Consider the following 20133-nt stretch of genomic DNA (forward strand, 5'->3'; position numbering starts at 1 on the left):
GACATCAACGTTGAGTTGAGCGAACGGCATGAACGTGTCCATTGGTCCCATCGACCGAGATAATCCGATGATTCGCCAGGGCCTCCATCGCCCCCTTGGCCGCCACCACGGCTGGAATCCCGTACTCACGGGCGACGATTGCCGCATGGGACAGAATTCCCCCGGTTTCGGTCACCACCGCGGCGGCAACGCCGAAAAGCACTGTCCACGACGGATCGGTGGTGCGACAGACGATGACATCGCCCGGCCGAACCGCGTCGAAGTCGTCAACACTGTGCACCAGCCGGACCGGACCGGCGACAACACCACGGCTGGCCGGGGCGCCGGTGGCAATCGGTGCTTCTGGCATCTTGGTTCCTCCTGTCCGCCGTGGCACCACGATTCGGCTCGTCACAGCCGCGTGGTAGCCGCATGGCGCTCTGCGACGCGAGTCGCGAATCGTTTCTGCGCGGCCTGTCTGGAGACACCGAGGTGGGTGCCGATTTCCGCCCAGGGCATGCCTGCGTGCCGGGCTTGGTCCACGAAATAGTCGAGCAGCTGATCGGCCAGCCGCAACCAATGCGCAGCGTGAATCACTGCTGCTGCCAACTGATCCAGGCTGCTATCGGGGTGGGCGCGCTCGATCGCGACGATCACGTCGCGCAGTGGCACCTGGCGATCCATGCGTCAACCATAGGTTGACGATTACGTTCTCGTCAACTATTAGTTGACGGCATGGCGATAGCTCGTGGATGGCTTTCGCCGACAACGGATCGATCCAGGAGTCGCATATGGAAGCTCTCGAGAACGCCGCGCACCATCGCGCCAAGACACCGGGCAGGCGGGTGACGGTCGTCGGCGCGGGTATCGCCGGTTTGGCCGCCGCGTTGCGACTGCATCAGCACGGCTGGGACGTCGTCGTGGTCGAACGCGCGCCGAGTCGTCGCAGTAGCGGTTACCTGGTGAACCTGCACGGACCCGGATATGCCGCTGCCGAGCGGCTCGGGCTGGTACCGGCGCTGACTCCGCGCGATATCGGGTTCTTCACCTCGGTTCTCGTCCACGCGGACGGCCGGGAGAAGTTCAGGATTCCAGCCGCTGTCATCGAGGCTGCTGTCGGGAACCGGGCACTGAGCTTGTTCCGCGGCGACTTGGAGTCGGCGCTATACGACGCCGTGGCCGACCTCGTCGACATCCGTTTCGGCACCACCGTGCAGGCCGTCGCCCAGACCCCCGGGGAAGTCGTGGTCACCCTCAGTGATGGCACCCGCCTGCAAACCGAACTCCTCGTCGGCGCCGACGGCGTGCACTCCCGAGTCCGCGAGCTCGTATTCGGCGCCGAGTCCGAATATTTCGTGGACCTGGGCCACATGGTCGGCGCATTTCCGCTGGAAACAGTTCCCGAGCACGTATCGGAAGGCGTCGGCACCACCTTTATCGGACCTGGACGCACGGCCGCGGTGATGAACCTGGGACCGGAACGGTCCTCGGCGTTCTTCACCTACCGCTGCCCCGACCCTGGCGCCGAACTGGCTCTCGGCGCCGCGCCCGCGCTCACCCGAGCGTTCGGGGACCTCGGAGGCGGTGTCGCCGACGCCCTCCACCAACTCGAGGTCGACCCCGCCACCGCCTACTTCGACTCAGTCGGCCAAATCGTGATGGACCGCTGGAGTCACGACCGGGTCGTCCTGCTCGGCGACGCAGCATGGTGCGTAACGGTATTCGCCGGCTATGGTGCCGCCCTTGCCCTCGACGGCGCTGACCAGCTCGGCACCGCCGTAGCGGCACACGGCGATGACATTCCCACCGCACTCGACACCTGGGAGAGGGCGTTGCGCCCGGAAGTACACAAACGACAGGCACTGGCCCGGAAAGGAATCAGCCGATTCGCCCCGCCGTCACGCACACATGTCTGGGCCGGTGAACTGATGCTCCGCGCCATCCAGCTCCCCGGCATCCGCGGCCTGGTCCGACGCTCCATCCAACGCGCCAACAACTAGTCGGGTGCCACGCTCGAGATCCCTTCGAGCTGGGCCTGTTTCGTAAGCAAGGAAATCGGCGTGACTCGTTCTGTAGTGGGATCTATATTTCATACTTTGCGGTCGACATCGAAGGGAGGGGTCGTGAAGCTGGCAGAGGCATTGTCGTTGCGGGCGGATTCGGCGCGGCGGATCGAGCAGTTGCGCGCTCGCATCGTGAGCAGCGCCCGCTATCAGGAGGGGGAGGAGCCTGCCGAGGATGCGGCGGGGCTGCTTGCCGAGGTCGGCGAGGTGCTCGGTGAGTACGAAACATTGATCCGGCGCATCAATCGCACCAATGCCGCCGCGCGGATCGACTCGGACGGCACGGTGACGGATGCGCTGGCGCGGCGGGATACGTTGCGGCTGCGGCATTCCGTGGTCACCGCTGCGGCGGATGCGGCTTCGGGCAAGGGGCAGCCGGGTTATGCGCGTCAGCTGCGGTCCGAGCTGAAGATGTTGTCCGCCTTGCCTGTTGCTGAGCTGCGTGGGCAGGCCGATGAGCTTGCCAAGGAGCTTCGCGAACTCGACGTGCGAATCCAGCGCGCCAACTGGGAGGTCGATCTGCTGGACTGACGCAGCGAGGTGGAGCAGGTAGTTGTCGCGGAGGCGTGCACAACCCGCTGAGCCGACGGGTATTCGGCTCACCTCCTGGCGCACGATGGGCAGTGCGAGGGTTCGACTCCCTTCCTCACATTGCAGCCCAGCATGGTGCACAGGTGACCGGGCACGGCACACAGCACACCACCATGTGCGGATCCGCGACAACGAGGGCGGGCAAGGGGCACTCCACCTTCGTACCGGGGCGCGTCGCCGAATCGGCGGTAGTGAAATGGCGGCCCGAACCAAGCTCAGAACAACCATCTCACTACGCTCGATACCTGGAATGCCTGCGACGCAACCACAGTCAGCCCCGCGCTGGAAGCTGTGTGCCTGCCTATCCAGGTTGCGGTAGACGAAGTCGGGTACGGCACGTGACGTGCCCAGCACTGCTCGGGAAACCCCTGGTAGGCGTACATGGAGAGAAGTCTCTAGGTTTGGCTGCTACAGCGGTCGTTTGACGACCGTATTCCAATGCGCTCGGCTGGCTGGCTGCGGATACCGAGAGAAAGTGCGGCTGAGTTCTGCGCCACCGAATGTCACTCGTGGACGATTTCGACCGGATCGGTGAGTGCCAATGCGACGGCGGCCTGCTGGCTGGTGCTGCGCTGGGGGAGGGCGGACATGGCCTTGTCGGTCTGGGTGCCGAGGTTGGTGACGATCTGCTGGAGGCCGGTGACGCCTGCGGTCATTTGGCTGATGGCGCTGGTCAATTGGGCGCCACCCTGGTCGGCGAGCTGGGGGAGGCCCTCGGCCAGTTTCGCGCCTTCGTTCAATTGGGCGCTCGCGCTGTGCAATCGGGCGACGACGGTGCGCAGCAGGGTGCCCAGATCCGTGTTCGGGTCGACCGCGCCGCCTACCAGGCTGCCGAGACCGGTCAACTGAGATCCGGCCTGGCTCGAAACGCTTTGCAGGGCTTCGAGTTTCCCGATGATGTCGGCAAGTCGGGGATCGCCCGCGAAGGGCAGCGCGCGCAGGAGTGGGAGGACCTGATCGAGGCCGCCGCTCACGGTGTTCGCGGTCTGCTCGACTTGGGCGATGGTGAGCCCGGTCGAATCCAATGCCGAGGCAAGCTGATCTGCTTGCGCCGCCGCACCGTCGACCGTTGAATTCAGCATGGCGATCGCCGAAGTCAATTGTGCGGAGCCTTCTTTGGCGAAGCTCAGGAAGCCGAGCAACTGATCGGCCCCCGAGCTGAACTGGTCCGCGCCCGCGGCTGCCGCGTTCACCCCGGCATTGAGCAGTTGGGTGGTCAATTGCACCGACGAGAGTTGGGTGCGCGCTTGGGCGACGGCCGACAGCGCGGCATCGACGCCCGCCGCGCCGATCCGATGCGTCACCTCGTTCACCGCCCCGTTCACCAACTGCGCGTCCGCACCTTCATGCGTCGCCACGGTCACTTTGGCCCGCTGGGGTTGGTCGCCGGCGAGCGTGCCTATTGCCGCGGTGAGATCGGCGGGCAGTGTGATCACTGCGGCGTAGTCGTCGAGATCCGCCTCCCCAGGCTTGGCTGCGGTCCATTCGTAACCGCCCGCCTGCTCCAGCGCCTGTACGACGCGCCCACCGGTCGGCCCGGTGTCGGCGTTGACCAAGGCGATTCCGGTCGGTGCGGCGGCGGAGCGCGAGCAGGCCGTGATGCCGCCCCCGACCGCGCCCGCAACGACAATCCCGACGGCGAGGAGTGCCCAGCGGGCGCGTTTTCCGATCACATCCGCAGACCCTATGACCCCCGATTGGCGCAACGAATAGCACTTCTCTGAGGATTCGGTAAGGACAATCCGTCCAGCGCCGATGACTCACTCGAACAACGTTTGTGGCACCCCCGGCATTCGGTGTGCGGAATATCACACAGTCGGATTCTGCACCGCGTCCACGCCCGCCGATGGGAATCCGATTCTCCTGCTGGCCGGTGCGGCGGTAGTCGGAACGGCTCAGTGCGCGGTGCGGTTGGGTAGATGCAGGACCAGGCGGATGCCGCCGAGCGTGCCGTTGTCGAAATAGGCTTGTCCGCCGTGTAATTGGGCCTGCTGAGCGACCAGGGCGAGGCCGAGGCCGGATCCGCCTTTGCTGGCTCGGCTGCCTCGGAAGAAACGGTCGAACACCGCGGCGCGTTCGTCCAGCGGGATGCCGCTGCCATTGTCGTCAACGGAGATCACGATGTGCCCGTCGGGTGCGCGATGCGCGGACACCAGCGCCTCGGTGGCGCCGCCGTGTGTCACCGAGTTCTTCAGCGCGTTGTCGACCGCGAGGCGCAGCCCGGCGGGCAGGCCGAGGGTCACCAGTTCGGCGTCGGTGTCGATGCGAACGGTCAGTCCGGGGAAATGCCGCATGGCGTCGTGTGCGGCCTGGTCGCACAGGTCGCCGACATCGGTGGCGATGTGGTCGCGTTCGTTGGTGAGATCGCCGGTGGCCAGGCGCTCGAGCGCGGCAAGGGTGGTTTCCACCCGGCCTTGGCTGCGTGCAAGGTCGGTGAGGATCTCGGTGCGCTGGGCTTCGTCGAGGTCGAGGGTGCGCAGCACCTCGAGATCGGTACGCATCGCGGTGAGGGGGGTACGCAGTTCGTGGGCGGACACGGCGGCAAAATCACGTGCCGTCTCCAGCGCGGCGGCGGTTTCGTCCTGCGCCTGGTCCACGCGGTGCAGCATGGTGTTCACCGCCTCGGCGAGCTCCTCTGCTTCGCGCACACCCGAGCCATCGACCGGTGATTGCGGATTATCGGGATCTGGCCTGCCGCTGCGGGCGCCGACCTGGCGGGTGAGGTCGGTGATCGGTCGTACCGCGCGTCCGGCGAGCAACCAGCCGAGCGCGGCGGCGGCAGCGATGGCAAGCGACGCGCCCGCAAGGACCCAGCGCTTTTGCTCGGCGGTTGCGCGGGCCGCTTCGGCGGCGGGGATGCCGAGTGCGACCGTGCGGCCCGGCGGTTGGTTCTCGGTGGTTGTGAGCATCCGATAGCGGACGCCGTTCACGGTGGCAGTGTGGAAACCTGGTGTCAGATCAGGCAATTGGGTCGGGCCACTGGCTGTGACGACGCCGTTGTCGCGGACGGTGACCGCCAGGTTGGTGTCCAGCCCGGAAATAGTGACGAACCCGGCGGCGAGCTCCGGCTTGAGCAGGACGATCCGCGAGACGATGGTGATCTGCTGATCTATCTGCGCCACATTGTTGCGTTCGATCGCGCGCACGCTGATGAGGCTCAGTATGGACACAATGATCACTGCGCCCGCCGCCGCGGCTCCGGCGACCCTGGTGCGTAGCGAAAATGACCGGCGACGACGCCTTTTCGTCGGCGCAGGCGGTGTGGTCGGCGACCACGAGGTCTCCGGCGCTGCGGGCAAAGAGTCGGTCACCTTGTACTCGAGTTCATTTGGAGGCTCGCAGCACGAATCCGACACCGCGGATCGTGTGCAGCAGCCGGGGTGTATCGCCTACCTCGAGCTTGCGTCGCAGATAGCCGACGAAGACATCGACCACATTGGTGTCGGCCGCGAAGTCGTAGCCCCACACCAACTCCAGCAATCGCTCGCGGCTGAGCACCACGCCCGCATTCCGCGCGAGCGTGGACAACAGCTCGAATTCCCTTTTGGTGAGCTCGATTTCGTTCCCGTGCAGCAGGGCGCGATACCCGGCGATGTCCACCTCCAGCGGCCCGACCGTGACCGCACCGGGCGTGGCCGTTGCGGTCACGTCCGCGCGACGGCGCAGCAGCGCCCGGATCCGTGCCACCAACTCCGCGAGCACGAACGGTTTGACCAGGTAGTCATCGGCGCCGGATTCCAGCCCCGAGATCCGGTCGTCGACCGAGGCGCGCGCACTCAGCACGCAGATGGGCACCTCGTTGCCGAGGGCCCGCAGCGCGGTCACCACCCCGGCGCCATCCAGCACCGGCATGTTCATGTCCAGCACGATCGCGTCCGGTGCGTGCTCGGCGACGCTGCGCAGCGCTGCGGCGCCGTCCCTGGCGACAAGCACCTGGAAGCCGGACAGCCGCAGCCCGCGCTCGACCGAGGCGAGCACGTCCTCGTCGTCGTCGACAACAAGGACAGTCGGGGTTGTACGCTCGCTCGTCACGTCGTTCATTGTGCGCTTCCGCCTCTCCGCGTATTCAGGCCATTCCAGCAGGTGCCGCGACGTTTTGCGGTCAGGTCCCGCGTTGGGTGCCGCCGGAGTTTCGGGGCGTGCCCGGTGAGTTACCAGTGTGCTCTCTAAAGGCATCGCCGCTGGTCATGGTGCCGACAGTACCGTGTGATCTGCGGTCATTTGCCATCCACTTGTCAAGAATTCGGCCGACGTGTGTGTGGGGCGGTGTTGAATGACGCGGTGCGCTGGTCTGGCCCTGTCAACTGGCCCACCAGCTCAAGTAATCCGTTGGCCCGCAACGGATCCGCGCCTGTGAAACTGTCGCGTACCGCGACGACGAGGGCGGTCTCGAAGAACGCTCCGGCTACCCCTGCAACGCACGCGAGCACGACGATCACCCCGACCGAACAGGGACGGAATACAAGCGAGCCGAACAATACGAGAAATACCAGCAGTCGGACGACATCGCTCGCGATGAGGATCCGCCACGGGCCGACCCGATCCACCAGAGGGCCGGAGGCAGACCTGCGATCAAATATCCGATCACGCGGGGTGCCGAGGGCCAATGCCGCAACCGCGGGATCATCGGTCAGCCGCAGTACGAGCAGCGGAACCGCCAATACCGTCAACCGTCACCCAGCAGCGATACGGCCTGACCGCACAGGAACAGTCGGCTACTCCGCATTGGGTGCGATGGTCAACAGATGGCCGGTCAGCTGCTCCAGACGGCAGCCGAAGGACATCTTCAGATCCCATTTCATGATGCCGTAGTCGATGCGGGTGACGCCACGGGCCAGGGCGGCACGCACCGACTCGTAGAAGCATGTGACGAAATATGCTCCATACGCGTCCGGGCGCTGACCACACCACAACAGCCGCAACGTATCTTCGTGCCGAAGACCTAGGGAGAAACCGGCGAGCCCGTCTTTGCGACGGGCGACCGCCACAACCACATCTTGGGGCTCGTACAGTGCGAGCATCCGATCGATCACCGACGACTGCACAGTGGCATCAGCCTCGGAGCCGTACTTGCGCAGCAGTCCCAACCGCAAATCGAGCACCTCGTCGCGGACTTGCGCCAACTCGGCCTCGCCCACGGCGATATCGCTCTCGGTCAGCCGGCGGCGCAGACGCGCGATATCTCGTCGGCGGGCCTTCGGCAGCTGGTGGTGAAACTCCTCGACGCTGTCGAAGGTCAACGGCAGTACACAGGTCGGGTACAGCGGTACAGCCTGCGCGCCGTATTCGATCAAGGCGCGTCGAAGCGGTTCCTGCCGCTGCGGCACGTACAAGAAGGACACCGACCGGGCACCGCGTGCAGCCGCCCAAACCTCGACAGCGCTCAGCGTTCCCTGCAGAACTGGCTGATCCGCCGCGCCCGAACCCGCTGCCGCACAGACATATCCGGGTAGCACAACAAGCAGAGATGGGTACAGCGCATCGATCGGGATCGGCTCGGAACATCTGTGCCGTTCCGGTGACGGGATATCACCGCGCAATACGGCGGCGATGTCGTAGCGAGGCTCCCCGGGCGGCGAGCGAAGCCAGCGGGTGTGCAACCCGATCTGTGCGCGCCCGTCGACCGTCGCGATCAGCCAGCGAGGCTCTCCCGGAAGCAACGGCGCCATGGTCTCGAGCCAACGCACCGACACCACATAATCCGGCGTCGCGCCCGCCAACGTCGCCCATTCCGGCGGCCGTTCGACCGTGGATCTCAAATCGATCTGCATCGTCAACCTGCACATCATCAGGAGGATGTGGATGCTCCGATGGGACCAACCCGCATCCATCTACCGGTAAATAACGGCACGTTGTTCAACGTGTCGTAGAAAGGATAGAGCCGTGAAACGGTGATGTATCCGGAATCGAGTCGAAAGTCGAACTGCTAGAGTGCGACCCGCTCAACTGGCGCTTCGGTGCCGAATCCGGAATCGGCACGTCGGTGGCTGCGTGGATCGCTACACCGCTGCTGGACAGGTCGCCACGGTCGGCTCTCCGCGGTCAACGCCGGCGGCGGACAGCTTCGATCCTGAGGGCGTGCACCATGCCCGCAATGTCGGCGTACAGGCCCGCTGCCGGTGACTTCCCCGAGTTCACCGACCGTGACGATCGCGGGCATCCGTCCCGGCCGAGCTCGATGGTCGAGACTGCCGTCGACTACGACGTGGTTGGCGGCGCGCGAGACCGCGTCCTCGAGCAGTCCGGAGATGGCTCGATGGCGACTGTCGCCAGGCGTATTCGTGTTGGCACCGTTCGGTTTCCACCAGTCACGGAGTGGCGCAATGGTTCTGGTTGTTCTCAGCCCTGGGCCGCCGGACATGTCTGGGTTAGGCTCGCCGCATGTGGTTGAAGCCGATCATGCTGGGCGTGCGGTTTCTGCTTGAGCCTGCCGCGATGGCCTCGTTCGGCCTGCCCGGATGGCGAGAGTTCTATGCGCCGTGGCGGTTTGTGCTGGTTTTGCCGGTTGCCGTCGTGGCGGTGTGGAGTGGGTTCGCGGTGCCGGGGGATCCGAGCCGCGATGGGGCGGCCACTGTGGCGGTGCCCGGAGTAGTGCGCCTCGTGATCGAGGTCGTGATATCAGGTGGCGGGGTGGCTGCGCTCTGGATCGCCGGCTCTCGATGGCAGCGGTGCTGTCCGCGATCGTCCTGGGGACCTATCCCGCGCTCGAGTACGACACGGTGGGATGGCTGCTGAACCATTGATGGCCTGTCCTGCTCATGTGTACCTCTGGCCGGTGACCGATCGGAAAGGTTGAATGACCACTCGAATAGGGATACTCGGAGGGGTTGGCCCTTTGGCTGCTGCGCATTTCCACCAGAGGTTGCTGCGCCTCAGTGGAGCCAGTGTGGACCACGAGTATCCGGCATCGATTCTGGTCGGTGAGCAGATACCGAGCCGAATCGCGCATCTCCTGGGCCGTGGGCCCGATCCGTTGCCCGCGCTGCTGAACGCGGTCGCCATGTTGGAGCGTGCAGGTGCCGATTTCATTGTCGTCCCGTCGGCGACGACACACGCCTACTACACGGCTCTCGTTTCTGCAGCGCGTGTTCCGGTCTGCAATCTTCTCGCCGAGACGTCTGCGGAGTGTGAGCGGCGCGCCTATCGTCGAGTGCTCTTGCTGGCAACGGAGGCCACAAGACAGCTGAGGCTGTTCGAACCGTATCTCTCGGGCCGTGTGCGATATCCAGAATTTCAACGGGCAATCGGATGCCTGATAGAGCAGGTCAAATCGGGCGGACCGGTCGAAGAGTTGCGTCGTGAACTCGGCCACTGGATCGACTCCTACGATCGCGACGATGTCGACGGTGTTGTCCTCGGATGCACGGAGCTATCGGTTGTCGCACCGGAGAACACTCGACTACCGACTGTGGATATCACCGAGGTGCTTGCGCATGCCGCGCTGGGACGGGCCGGAACAATACCGTAGTTGGACTCGGCCCTTCCACGCTCCGGTTCTGCCACGGGCGTGACTCCTGCCTGGGGCACCCAGAACGGTTCGTTGATCCAGTACCCGTCGAGGCATTCCACGAAGACCTCACCGAGATAGCAGCCGAACCGCGTGAGGAGGTTATCGATGCCGCTGCGACGGCGTTCGAGAAGTGTTGCCGCCGAATTCATTACGACAGCTCCGTGGTGTACAGACCGCGGATCAGTATCCGTTCGCCCGGTCCGGCTACAAACGCGGTGCGTCCGTGCGCCACCCTGCCGTTGCGCAGCACCACCCCGGTACGCGAAGGAATCGCTATATCGAGCCGGTACGGGCTACCCGGCTGCGACCTCTGGCGCATCTGTTCGACCATGGCCGCACGCTGCGCACCGAGATCACCAGCCAGCTGCCAGATTTCGTTGCCGTCGTCGGCCCACCGAGCGCGCAGGCCGTTGCCGAGGTCGGCGAACGCCGGCCCGGTCACCCTCTGCGGAGGGTGGAACGAGGTCGCCACCCGCGTCAATGCGTCCTCGCACATCAGTGTCGCTGCCCCGCCTGGGTTGCCGCGGCGCAGATGCTCGAACGCCTCGACCGCCTGGAAGATCGTGGTGTGCCCGCCCTCCGGTGCCGCGCGCTCGAACCACAACAACGATGTAGCCACCAAACCGATCGGGTCAAGCGTGCCGTCGGTGTGGAAGCCTTGCGTGGCACCGGTGCCGAAGTACCGATGTTCGGCGGTGGTCACTGTCGGCGAGATAGTGTTGAATCCGTCGCTGTCCTAGCCGTAGCGGCCCGCGTCGGCGGTATAGACCGGTGGAATGTAGGCGTCGCCGAGACCGAGCGATCGCGCGGTCTCGGCGAGGATCGTGCGGCCCGGCGCATTAGGGTCGGCGATGGTGAATAGCGCAAACCCGTTGTCGCGGCAGGCTCGCCGCATCTGGGCAACCGCCGCGGCCGGGTCCGTGTCGAGCGCGGGGATAGCGGCGGTGACCGCTGGGTCGGCGATGCCGGTGTCGTTACGGACGATCATGGTGTCCCTCCAGGAGGGGCAACCCGGTCCGTGAAGCGCTGCTCCCGAAACCGGGCAACTTCTCCCGCCGCCGTGGCGGTGCCGCATTCGTCGACTCCCTGACGGTCGGACGCATCCTGCTCGACGTCTACACCTCCGACACACCATGCCCCAGTTGGTGCCGAACGCTTCGTCGTAGAGGTCGGCTCCATCGAGTCCGATGCCGGTGAGTGTGCGAACTCGATCGGGCACGGACTTCGCGGCTTCCGACGCTATTCGCCGCTGGGCCAAGGAGGACACGTGAATTCGGGTGATGTCCCGGCCGGGACGGAAACCACACAGATCGGGGCGAATTCCCCGGGGGGTCGGTGCCGTTTCGGGTTCCATGGACGCTCGATACGGTGTGTGATGTCAAGCGGAACGTGAAAACAAATTCTGGTCCCGAATTCCTCTCGTCCATTCACGGAATGCAAACAGCACGAGCGGAATTCGGCTCGCGGGCAATTGTTGCGGCGAGGCCAGGCGACTCACGCCGGGCGGACTCGCCGCGGGACACGACAGGCGAGGCCGCCGAGGCCGCCACACGCCCCTCGCCGTCGGTGGTGGCCGTGCCGCTACGAGTTGGCCTCGGCGGTATCAGCATCGGTGGGCTGTGTGTCGAGGGTCTGGAGTCCTGTCGTTGCTGCCCGCGCGGTGCGGGGGTTGGTGTTCTGGCGAACAGCGACACCCGGGGTGGTTAGTCTAGGGCTGGCGCCGACGGCGGTCCGGCCGAAAACACCGGGAGCAGCCAGGCGCACGACGCAACAGTAGTGATTCGAGGTCACTGCTTCCTCACTGCACACCAGAAGGCCGTGCTCCTGGCACGGCCTTCTGTCAGCGACGAATGCGTTTGTGAGCGGTCGCAATTCGGTCGTTGAGTCCGGCGGCAGAGGTCGGCATATCGTTATGCGTGGGCGCGTACAGCGTCGAGGTATTCGGCAATGGCCTCCCGGTTGCGAGTGAGGCAATCGATGCGCCGGGACATGCGGGTGAGTTCGTCTTCCAGCAGGTCGAGCATTTCCGGTGTGGCCTCGTCGAACACGATGGAGCTAGCCTTCTCGAGACAGGGCAGGATCTGCTTAATGATGCGGGTCGGCAGGCCGGCATCGAGCAGTCCTCGGATCTGGAGAACGCGCTCTACGAGGTGCTCGTCGTAGCTGCGGTAGCCATTGCGGCAGCGTTGCGAGAAGATCAGGCCCTGTTCCTCGTAGTAGCGCAGCAGCCGACGGGAGGTTCCGGTTCGCTCGGACAACTCTCCGATACGCATGTGCTCCACCTCACAGAAATATTCATTGACCTTCACACACATGTGAAGGTTTCAGTATACTACTCATGAAGATAGGCATCACCACCTTCGTTACTGACGAGGGGATCAGCGGTCCGAAGCTTGGCCTAGCGCTGGAGGAGCGGGGGTTCGAATCCCTATTCTTGCCTGAGCATTCGCATATTCCCGCGAGTCGGAAGTCCTCCGCCCCAGGCGGAGGTGAGCTGCCGCGGGTGTACTACCGCGCGTTGGACCCCTTCGTCACGCTCGGCGCCATCGCGGCGGTCACCGAGCGGTTGATCCTCGGAACCTCGGTCACCCTGCTGGTTCAGCGAGACGTCATCCACACCGCCAAGGAGGTCGCCTCGCTCGACCTGATCTCGAACGGGCGCTTCGTATTCGGTGTCGGAGCGGGCTGGAATCGCGAGGAGATGGCCGATCACGGCACCGATCCGCGCACCCGCGGCGCGCGACTCGACGAGCAACTCGAAGCCATCCGGAAGATCTGGACCGAGGACCTCGCCGAGTACCACGGCCGCTTTGTCGATTTCGACCCGATGTACGCCTGGCCGAAGCCCGTACAGCAACCGCATCCGCCGATCTTCATCGGTGGCGGAGAGTCGGCGGCCCAACGCGCGATCCGCCACGGTGTCGGCTGGATCCCCGCCGCGGTGAACGATCCCGCGGCGATCCCGGCTCAGGTGGCCCAACTCGACGGCAATGACCTGCCTGTCACAGTCGCATTCGTCCCGCTCGATCCGGCTCTGGTCGACGGCTATGCCGAGGCCGGGGTACAGCGATTGGTCTTCAGCCTGCCGACCCTGCCAGAATCGGAAACGCTACGCACCCTCGACGAAATCACGAAGATAGCCGAGCGCCGGCTGGCCTGAAATCTGCGCGACTGCGGCGCGGGATCGCCCGTGCGGCAGCGGGCGGGATGACCGGACCGCACCAATCGTTGCGTTCACGGTGTCAGCATCGTGTAAACGGCGAGTTCGGACGGCAGTCACGGTTGTGACCGTCGCCGCTTATCGTCGGCACGGAGTGACTGTCTTGCAGGAATTGCCGCGACGGGTTGCGATCGCTAGCTAAAACACGGGTTAGTTCAGTGTTGGAAGTTCCCCGCGACCGTCCGCTCTCGCACTACACGACGACTTTCGCGTCCGCAGCGAGTAGCACTCGACGTCATAGCAGAGGAGCACGTGGCGACGTCGGCCGCGGCGGATGGACGAATTCCGCCTAGGCGGCGCGTACGGCGGCGCTGGCGGCGCGGGCGATGTCGGCGACGCTCGCCATCGCGACGGCCGCGAGGACACGTGCATGGTTGTTCGTCATGCGGGTCATGGCTGCCCAACCCCCACACCCGCACCGAACCCCGCACCCACCGTGCCACCGGCGACAGCGCCGACCATGGCGGCGGCACCGCCCAGCAGGGCCGCTCCGGCGGCAGCGCCCGCTGCCGCACCGATCGCTGTCCCGGCCACCCCGGAGGTCACCGTTCCGATGACCGGTACCGGTATTACCGTGCCGACCAGCGCACCGGCGATTCCGCCGACGGTGCCACCGACGAGACCGCCGACGACCGCGCCGAGAGCCGCAGCCGGTGCTCCGGCAACGACCGCACCACCGGCACTGGCCAGCGCGGCACCACCCAAGGTTGCGCCGCTGACCCGATCGGACCGTCCAGCGGGGATACCGACCGAATCGAGGGCCGTCGCGACCTGCGCCTCAGCGCCTGCCGCGATGTCGTTGATCGCGTCCGCGCACTCTGGGGGGGGGGGGTAGCCAGTCCGGTCGCAGTGCCTCCCACTGCCCGACCCGAATCGTGTTCTCCGGCGGCTCGATCGGCGCTACCGGTTCCACCGGTACGGGCAAATGCAGATCCTCGATCGCGATCGGCTCCACAGGCTGGTCCGCCGATGGTGCCGGGCGTGTCCCGGATCCGTGGCGGATCTCGGGGGGCTGCACGTAGTACACCGGCGGGGTCGGTGCGGGGTCCGGCGGCGGGGTCGGAGTGGAGGTGCCAGGCTGCAAGGGACTGGTGACACCCGGCTGATCAGTGATCACCGCCGGTGCACCGGTCGCGCTCGCGGCAGCCGCCGACAGCAAGACAATGGGCATCGCCTCGCCGGCCGTGGATTCCGCAGCTACGGCCGGACTAGTCACCGCCGCGAGCACGATTGCCACCGGCACCGTGCTCGCGAGCACCGCTCTACTCCCACGGAAAGCCGTCGTGCACAGTCGATTACGGCACCGTGGCTCGGTACTCCTGTCTCGGAAATGGGTCACGCGGTGGCGTGGGGTTCTCACAGATTTGGACATGCCAAATAGCCCTTCGAGTGCAACGCACCTCGACCTCACCCCTCGACCCGATCCAATCCCCTGCAAGTGACCTGGAGTTTCGACGGATGACCATCGACGTCCACGAAGACACCCACGTTCCCACTTGCCGACGAACTTGCCTGCGATCTGCGCCGACTACCCCAGCACGCCACTCCGTGGTGAGCAGCACTGTCCCCCAGACCATTTCCATACACCATCGCTGATTGTCCCGTGACAAGGAGTGCACTGCCCGATGTTCGATGACCGACCAGATCTCACCGAGCAACCGTCGAAGACCACCCGACCCAGGACGCTCACCGGGGCCGGTGTGACGGTCCTGGATACCGACCTGTTTTACGACCCAGACGATTTCGTCACGCTGGTCATCGCCGCGCGAACCGTGACCGATCTCGCTGTGGTCACCGCCAACGAGACTCGCGGGCGCCGCGCCCAGCTGGCGCGTCATGTCCTGGATTTGATGGACCGGTCTGACGTTCCCGTCATCCCCGGAATCGATATCGGCGGCGAACACCGGTTCGTGATGGATGAATTCGTCGATCAACCCAACAAAACCGATGCCGACTCCAACGACGCGGTTCTCGACGCGGTCGACGGGCTCACCGACGCCGTCACCCGACTGTGCGCGGCCACGGACGGCCCGATCCGCTGGGTCGGGATGGGACCGATGACCAACCTGTCTGCCGTGCTGTGCCTGGTCCCCGATCTCGCCGAACGGATCGTAGTCACGCAGATGGGTGGCTGGCTGGATCGGTACCGAGACAAGACGTGCGCCTCGCACAACTTCCACACCGATCCCGTAGCGGCTGGTCTCGCGCTTCGCCTGACCCGCACACCACGGCTGGTCTTGTCGGATTTCACGAACTCCTCCGCGATCGACGTCACCGCCGACTGGGAGCTGCTGCGGCGACTGCAATCTGCTACCGCACCGAAGTGGGCGCAGTTGCTGGCGGCGAATTTCGATGCATGGTTTCAGCGGCAGAGCGCCAGGCAGCAGCGGCGCGGCAGTTGGATGCACGACCGGCTCACCTTCAGCGCCGCTCTCGGATTGCCGTTCGTCACCTTTACCCCTGAGCGGATACGGATCGAGCGCGACGCCCGTATCTACCGCGACCCCGACGGGCGCGCGATGGAGGTCGCGTGCGCGGTCGACTACGACGGCTTCATCGACTGGATGCACGAAGGAGTGAGCGCGTGAACTGGCGACGCTGGATGCACGCGCATCCACCACAGATGACCACCATCTCGGGCTGCACGGACTCTCGCTCCCATCCGCCCGAGGCCAGACTCGGCGCGGTAGACGAGGGCCGTGTGCGGCTGCATGCCGATTGCGGGCGCGTGAAGTTCGATGGCGAGAACCGATTGATCAGCGTGGCGTGCCCAGCCGTGTTCTGCGGTTCGGTCTCGGTGTCGGACGACCGGATCGGTGCACACCGCACCTGGGACGCCCGGCCGTGCGGGTGGGGCGGAGCGCTGATCGTCGACGACACCGCCACGGTACGGGCGGTGTCGTGAACGCACCAACGCTTCCCGATCCTGACGATGGTGCGCACCTGCAAGACCGCCTCACCGACCCGGGCGTGCTCACCGGGAACGACGCGATCCGCGCCATGAGTATCCACTACGGATGCCCGCCTCAGTGTCTGGTTCTTGGCCGTGCCCTGGACACGCTCAGTACGGAATACACGTCGATCGCTGTACCGGAAGGCCAGTCCAGCGTCGCCGAATCTGCGCAGCGATCCTCGACCGGACCGATGCCATCAGAAAAATTCAGCGAGCTGGACGACCAACTTGCTGACAAACTCCAGATGCTACAGAGCCTCCGCCCACACATCGAAGCGCCGGAATGAATCCGGCGCTTTGACGCTTCCGCTGGTAACTACGGATCAGAAGATTAGGAGTCCGCGACGGCGCCCTATCTGCCGGACTCGAGACATTGTGACCAAGTAGTTCTCTGACGATATGGGCGAGATCGATGTTCTGAGCGTGACGTTGAGTGTTGCCAATCTGGCTGCCGAGAACCACTGCGATGTGAAGGTTATCGGCGGTCAGTGTGGTTGGAATTCGCCTCGTGAGCGGCTCTATCCGCGCTCGACTGCGCCCGTGACGCGAACCCGGATTTGGCGCTGCCGCTTCCTGGATTGCGGTCGGCTGCGGACTGGATTCGCGTGGCGCGGTCCTGCGTCATCTTGCTGTCGTCGCTCTTGCCACTGGATTTCGGCATCACACACTTCACCTCCTGTCGGCCCCCTCGTAGGGGTTCCCGCAGATCGTCCGAACACGCCTGCACCGGATCGTTCGTGCCCGGCGTCGTTGCTGGCCAGCCGTCGCTACTTGTCATCAAACCTGCCATTTAATGGCTGACGTCAACCAACGACACCCGCGCACCCCAACGCTAGCAATCGATATCACAGCCAGAACTGGGCAGAATTTCAATGTATCCGCAGCTCAGAGGTTCACGGAACCAACTACACCCAACGCTGCCAACTCTTGACAACGACCTCCATCGCACGCTAGCGCGATGCGAGCACATGGAGTTACCCATGTACTTACGAGAGCAGCCTGTCGGGATCGGAAAAGGCGAGCCGCGAGTGCCGGCTAGTAGCTGTGGCAGGAGTCGGCGACCGCGCGGATCGTTGCGCTCATACCGGAGGCACGCGGATCGTTCTGCGCGTTCTGCGCCGCACTCGGGTTCTCGTCGATGATGCGCTGGAATTCCGTGCGGCGCTGCTCGACCGGCTGATCGAACTTGCGCTGCAGCTCGGCCTTCTGGCTCGGGTTCGAGTCGAGAATCGAGGCCAGCTGCGGGGCCTTGGCATGCAGGGCAGCGTCGACCTGGGCGAAGGAGCAATCGGAGGTCAGCAGCGGCGCGGCCATATCGGTCATGGCGTCGGCGGAGGCGATGGTCGGCGCGAGGAACATCGCGACGGTGGCGAGTCCGCCCGCGGCGAATCCGGTGTAGGCGGGTCGACTGCGCAAGGCCTTCATAGTGTGGCTCCAGATCTTCGAGGGGTACGTCAGTGGTGGTCTCGACGCTGTCTCGAGGCTATTGCCATGGGCTGGCACATCGGTGAGCTATCCCTGAGAAACCTCTGAGGGATGTTAACGCCGGGTGAACGCAAATCTATGACGGCACAACCGGATCCGCGTTCGGCGCGAGTGGCGTGCCGGTATCGGCCGATGGCGGTTGGGCAGCGGCGATCTGCTGCTCCAGGGCGGCGAGCACCGAGGAGTCCTCGATGGTCGAGGGGATCTCATAGGCGTCGCCCGCGGTGATCTGCCGGATTGTCTTGCGCAGGATCTTGCCCGACCTGGTCTTGGGCAGCGCGGAAACCACCACGGCATCGTGCAGGGTGGCGATGGCGCCGATCTGCTCGCGCACCCGCTCGATCAGTTCGTCGCGCAACTGCGTCGGGTCGATCTCGACGCCGGACTTGAGCACCACATACGCGATCGGCCGCTGGCCCTTGAGTTCGTCGGGCAGTCCGATCACCGCGCATTCGGCGATCGCCGAATGACCTGAGATGGCGGCCTCGATGCTGCCCGCCGATAGTCGGTGCCCGGCCATATTGATGACATCGTCGCTGCGGCCGAGGACGAAGAGGTAGCCGTCGTCGTCGAAATATCCGGAGTCGCCGGTGAGATAGTGCCCGGGGAAAGCCGACATATAGGACCGGACGAAGCGCTCTTCATCGCGCCATAGGCCGGTGAGGGTGCCTGGCGGCATGGGTAGTCCGATGACGATATTGCCCTCGGTACCTGGTGCGACCGGATTGCCCTCGGCGTCGAGGACGCGCAGCCGGAATCCGGGCACCGGCACCGACGCCGAGCCCGCCTTGATCGGAAGCTGTTGCAGGCCGAGTAGATTCGCGCAGATCGGCCAGCCCGTCTCGGTCTGCCACCAGTGGTCGACGACGGGGCAGTCGGGCCGGTCGGCGAGCAGGGTCTCGGTGGCCCATTCGTAGGTCGCCGGATCCAGCCGCTCGCCCGCGCAGAACAGCGCGCGCAGCGAGGACAGGTCGTAGCCGCGTGCCAGCGTGGCGTCGGCATCGGCCTTGCGAATGGCGCGCAGCGCGGTCGGCGCGGTGAACAGCACGCGGACCTGATGCTCGGCCACCACGCGCCAGTAGGCGCCCGCGTCCGGGGTGCCGACCGGTTTGCCCTCGTATAGAAGGGTTGTCGCGCCGACCAGCAATGGCGCGTACACGATGTAGGAGTGCCCGACGACCCACCCGACGTCGGAGGCGGCCCACATCACCTGTCCCGGCCCGACGTCGTAGATATTGCGCATGGACCAGGCCAGGGCAACCGCATGTCCGCCGTTATCCCGGACCACGCCCTTCGGCTTACCGGTGGTGCCCGAGGTGTACAGGATGTAGAGCGGATCGGTGGCGTCCACCGGCACCGGATCGGCGAGCGGTGCATCGCGCACGGCGTCGTCCCAATCCAGCCACTGCGCCGCGACGGTCTGCGCGGAGCTCGGCAGTGATTCGGTCGCGGGCTGGGGGGCGGGGAAATGGATCGTCGGGAACTGCGCGCGCTGCTTCACGATGACATTGCGCGGCGCGCTGGTCTCGGCAAGATCCAACGCGTGCAACACGATCGGTGGGTAGTCGATCCGGCGGCCCGGCTCCAGACCACCGGAAGCAGTGATGATCAACACAGGCGCCGCGTCATCGATGCGTGCCGCGAGCTCGGGCGCCGCGAAGCCGCCGAAGACTACGGAATGCACCGCGCCGATGCGGGCGCAGGCGAGCATCGCGATGACCGCTTCGGGGATCATCGGCAGGTAGATGATGACGCGGTCGCCCTTGGTGACACCGAGCCGGACCATCGCGCCGGCGAAGCGGGAAACCTCTTCGAGGAGTTCGGCATAGGTGAAAACGCCTCTGGTGCCCGTCATAGCGGAGTCGTATATTAGGGCGGGCTGGTTGGCCCGGCCTTCCTCGATCGCGGTGTCTCCGTGCACATGTCGATCGAGGGCGTTGAAGGAGGTATTCAGGCGAGCATCAGGGAACCACCTGGTCACAGGGCGGGCCACGGTGTCGACGATCTGGGTTGGCGCGACCTCCCAATCGATCGCCTCCGCCGCACTGCTCCAGAACTCGGCCGGATCGACCAAGCTGGTCTGATAGACCGGTCGGTAGTCGTGCTTCGCGTTCAACCCGGTGACTCCCTAGCCTCGCCTCGATGCCCGCCTCGATAGATCAGGACGATTGTGGCAGACTTCACGCGACGCCCGGGTGGGTGCCGCGACCTCTGGTTATGCCTGGAACGGGCTGGTCAAGGCTTGTAGCCCTACTCGGAGTCAACCAAGAAGTTATTGATCCGTTAGAATCTGATGTCACTTATTTGGGCAGTCGTAGACGCAATTTCTCGG

General features: G+C 65.2%; 22 protein-coding genes. 8 read left to right on the forward strand and 14 right to left on the reverse strand.

Features of this window, described 5'->3' with window-relative positions; translation table 11 throughout:
* Positions 1–4 precede the first annotated feature (4 nt).
* Together OHQ90_RS08765 and OHQ90_RS08770 are read right to left on the reverse strand one after the other, a co-directional pair.
* Entirely contained in the window at positions 5–349 is a 345-nt protein-coding gene (locus OHQ90_RS08765; RefSeq protein WP_328408952.1) for a PEP-utilizing enzyme, read from the reverse strand.
* 41 nt (positions 350–390) lie between these two features.
* Positions 391–663 (reverse strand): hypothetical protein, encoded by a 273-nt coding sequence (locus OHQ90_RS08770; RefSeq protein ID WP_328408955.1) that lies wholly within the window; start codon positions 661–663, stop codon positions 391–393.
* Between the two features lie 107 nt (positions 664–770).
* Between OHQ90_RS08770 and OHQ90_RS08775 the strand changes: the two genes are divergently transcribed.
* Together OHQ90_RS08775 and OHQ90_RS08780 are read left to right on the forward strand one after the other, a co-directional pair.
* The gene (locus tag OHQ90_RS08775) at positions 771–1979 is read left to right on the forward strand and encodes an FAD-dependent oxidoreductase (RefSeq protein ID WP_328408956.1); all 1209 of its coding nucleotides are present in this window, start codon (positions 771–773) and stop codon (positions 1977–1979) included.
* A gap of 123 nt (positions 1980–2102) precedes the next feature.
* On the forward strand, positions 2103–2573 hold the full coding sequence (locus tag OHQ90_RS08780; RefSeq protein WP_328408959.1) for a DIP1984 family protein: 471 nt from the start codon (positions 2103–2105) through the stop codon (positions 2571–2573).
* A 563-nt stretch (positions 2574–3136) separates the two neighbouring features.
* On the opposite strand, the gene OHQ90_RS08785 is transcribed toward OHQ90_RS08780, so the two are convergent.
* The 5 genes from OHQ90_RS08785 to OHQ90_RS08805 all read right to left on the reverse strand — a co-directional run bounded on the left by OHQ90_RS08785 (position 3137) and on the right by OHQ90_RS08805 (position 8404).
* Entirely contained in the window at positions 3137–4306 is a 1170-nt protein-coding gene (locus OHQ90_RS08785; protein WP_328408960.1) for a hypothetical protein, read from the reverse strand.
* 222 nt (positions 4307–4528) lie between these two features.
* On the reverse strand, positions 4529–5944 hold the full coding sequence (locus OHQ90_RS08790) for a sensor histidine kinase (protein WP_442941353.1): 1416 nt from the start codon (positions 5942–5944) through the stop codon (positions 4529–4531).
* Between the two features lie 13 nt (positions 5945–5957).
* Entirely contained in the window at positions 5958–6674 is a 717-nt protein-coding gene (locus OHQ90_RS08795; RefSeq protein ID WP_328408962.1) for a response regulator transcription factor, read from the reverse strand.
* A gap of 194 nt (positions 6675–6868) precedes the next feature.
* Positions 6869–7303 (reverse strand): hypothetical protein, encoded by a 435-nt coding sequence (locus OHQ90_RS08800; RefSeq protein WP_328408964.1) that lies wholly within the window; start codon positions 7301–7303, stop codon positions 6869–6871.
* A gap of 45 nt (positions 7304–7348) precedes the next feature.
* Complete coding sequence (locus OHQ90_RS08805) at positions 7349–8404, reverse strand: GNAT family N-acetyltransferase (RefSeq protein WP_328408966.1); 1056 nt, start codon at positions 8402–8404, stop codon at positions 7349–7351.
* A gap of 664 nt (positions 8405–9068) precedes the next feature.
* Here OHQ90_RS08805 and OHQ90_RS08810 point away from each other — a divergent pair.
* Both OHQ90_RS08810 and OHQ90_RS08815 read left to right on the forward strand, forming a co-directional pair.
* The gene (locus tag OHQ90_RS08810) at positions 9069–9368 is read left to right on the forward strand and encodes a DUF2568 domain-containing protein (protein ID WP_328412726.1); all 300 of its coding nucleotides are present in this window, start codon (positions 9069–9071) and stop codon (positions 9366–9368) included.
* 61 nt (positions 9369–9429) lie between these two features.
* Positions 9430–10101: an aspartate/glutamate racemase family protein gene (locus tag OHQ90_RS08815; RefSeq protein WP_328408968.1), complete on the forward strand. Its 672-nt coding sequence runs from the start codon at positions 9430–9432 to the stop codon at positions 10099–10101.
* Positions 10102–10291: 190 nt separating this feature from the next.
* On the opposite strand, the gene OHQ90_RS08820 is transcribed toward OHQ90_RS08815, so the two are convergent.
* From OHQ90_RS08820 to OHQ90_RS08830, 3 genes are all read right to left on the reverse strand, one after another.
* A complete protein-coding gene (locus tag OHQ90_RS08820; RefSeq protein ID WP_328408970.1) occupies positions 10292–10846 on the reverse strand; it encodes a TauD/TfdA family dioxygenase in 555 nt (184 codons plus the stop codon).
* 33 nt (positions 10847–10879) lie between these two features.
* Entirely contained in the window at positions 10880–11131 is a 252-nt protein-coding gene (locus OHQ90_RS08825; RefSeq protein WP_328408972.1) for a hypothetical protein, read from the reverse strand.
* Between the two features lie 922 nt (positions 11132–12053).
* Complete coding sequence (locus OHQ90_RS08830) at positions 12054–12416, reverse strand: MerR family transcriptional regulator (protein WP_328408975.1); 363 nt, start codon at positions 12414–12416, stop codon at positions 12054–12056.
* A 65-nt stretch (positions 12417–12481) separates the two neighbouring features.
* Between OHQ90_RS08830 and OHQ90_RS08835 the strand changes: the two genes are divergently transcribed.
* Entirely contained in the window at positions 12482–13303 is an 822-nt protein-coding gene (locus OHQ90_RS08835) for an LLM class F420-dependent oxidoreductase (protein ID WP_328408977.1), read from the forward strand.
* 450 nt (positions 13304–13753) lie between these two features.
* Here the strand turns inward: OHQ90_RS08835 and OHQ90_RS08840 are convergent, their stop codons facing one another.
* Both OHQ90_RS08840 and OHQ90_RS08845 read right to left on the reverse strand, forming a co-directional pair.
* Entirely contained in the window at positions 13754–14068 is a 315-nt protein-coding gene (locus tag OHQ90_RS08840; protein ID WP_328408979.1) for a hypothetical protein, read from the reverse strand.
* 73 nt (positions 14069–14141) lie between these two features.
* Positions 14142–14621: a hypothetical protein gene (locus tag OHQ90_RS08845; RefSeq protein WP_328408981.1), complete on the reverse strand. Its 480-nt coding sequence runs from the start codon at positions 14619–14621 to the stop codon at positions 14142–14144.
* Between the two features lie 367 nt (positions 14622–14988).
* Between OHQ90_RS08845 and OHQ90_RS08850 the strand changes: the two genes are divergently transcribed.
* From OHQ90_RS08850 to OHQ90_RS08860, 3 genes are read left to right on the forward strand one after another with little or no spacing between them, the layout of a single operon-like run.
* On the forward strand, positions 14989–15951 hold the full coding sequence (locus OHQ90_RS08850; RefSeq protein ID WP_328408983.1) for a nucleoside hydrolase: 963 nt from the start codon (positions 14989–14991) through the stop codon (positions 15949–15951).
* A complete protein-coding gene (locus tag OHQ90_RS08855) occupies positions 15948–16268 on the forward strand; it encodes a hypothetical protein (RefSeq protein WP_328408985.1) in 321 nt (106 codons plus the stop codon). The genes OHQ90_RS08850 and OHQ90_RS08855 overlap by 4 nt, the downstream gene beginning before the upstream one ends.
* The gene (locus OHQ90_RS08860) at positions 16265–16603 is read left to right on the forward strand and encodes a hypothetical protein (protein WP_328408987.1); all 339 of its coding nucleotides are present in this window, start codon (positions 16265–16267) and stop codon (positions 16601–16603) included. The genes OHQ90_RS08855 and OHQ90_RS08860 overlap by 4 nt, the downstream gene beginning before the upstream one ends.
* A 748-nt stretch (positions 16604–17351) precedes the next feature.
* On the opposite strand, the gene OHQ90_RS08865 is transcribed toward OHQ90_RS08860, so the two are convergent.
* Together OHQ90_RS08865 and OHQ90_RS08870 are read right to left on the reverse strand one after the other, a co-directional pair.
* Positions 17352–17741 carry a hemophore-related protein gene (locus tag OHQ90_RS08865; RefSeq protein ID WP_328408989.1) on the reverse strand — a complete coding sequence of 130 codons (390 nt, stop codon included), beginning with the start codon at positions 17739–17741 and terminating at the stop codon, positions 17352–17354.
* Between the two features lie 136 nt (positions 17742–17877).
* Positions 17878–19917 (reverse strand): AMP-binding protein, encoded by a 2040-nt coding sequence (locus tag OHQ90_RS08870; protein ID WP_328408991.1) that lies wholly within the window; start codon positions 19915–19917, stop codon positions 17878–17880.
* Between the last annotated feature and the right edge of the window lie 216 nt (positions 19918–20133).

It is taken from the genome of Nocardia sp. NBC_00403, from assembly GCF_036046055.1.
In the GTDB taxonomy this organism is placed as follows: domain Bacteria; phylum Actinomycetota; class Actinomycetes; order Mycobacteriales; family Mycobacteriaceae; genus Nocardia.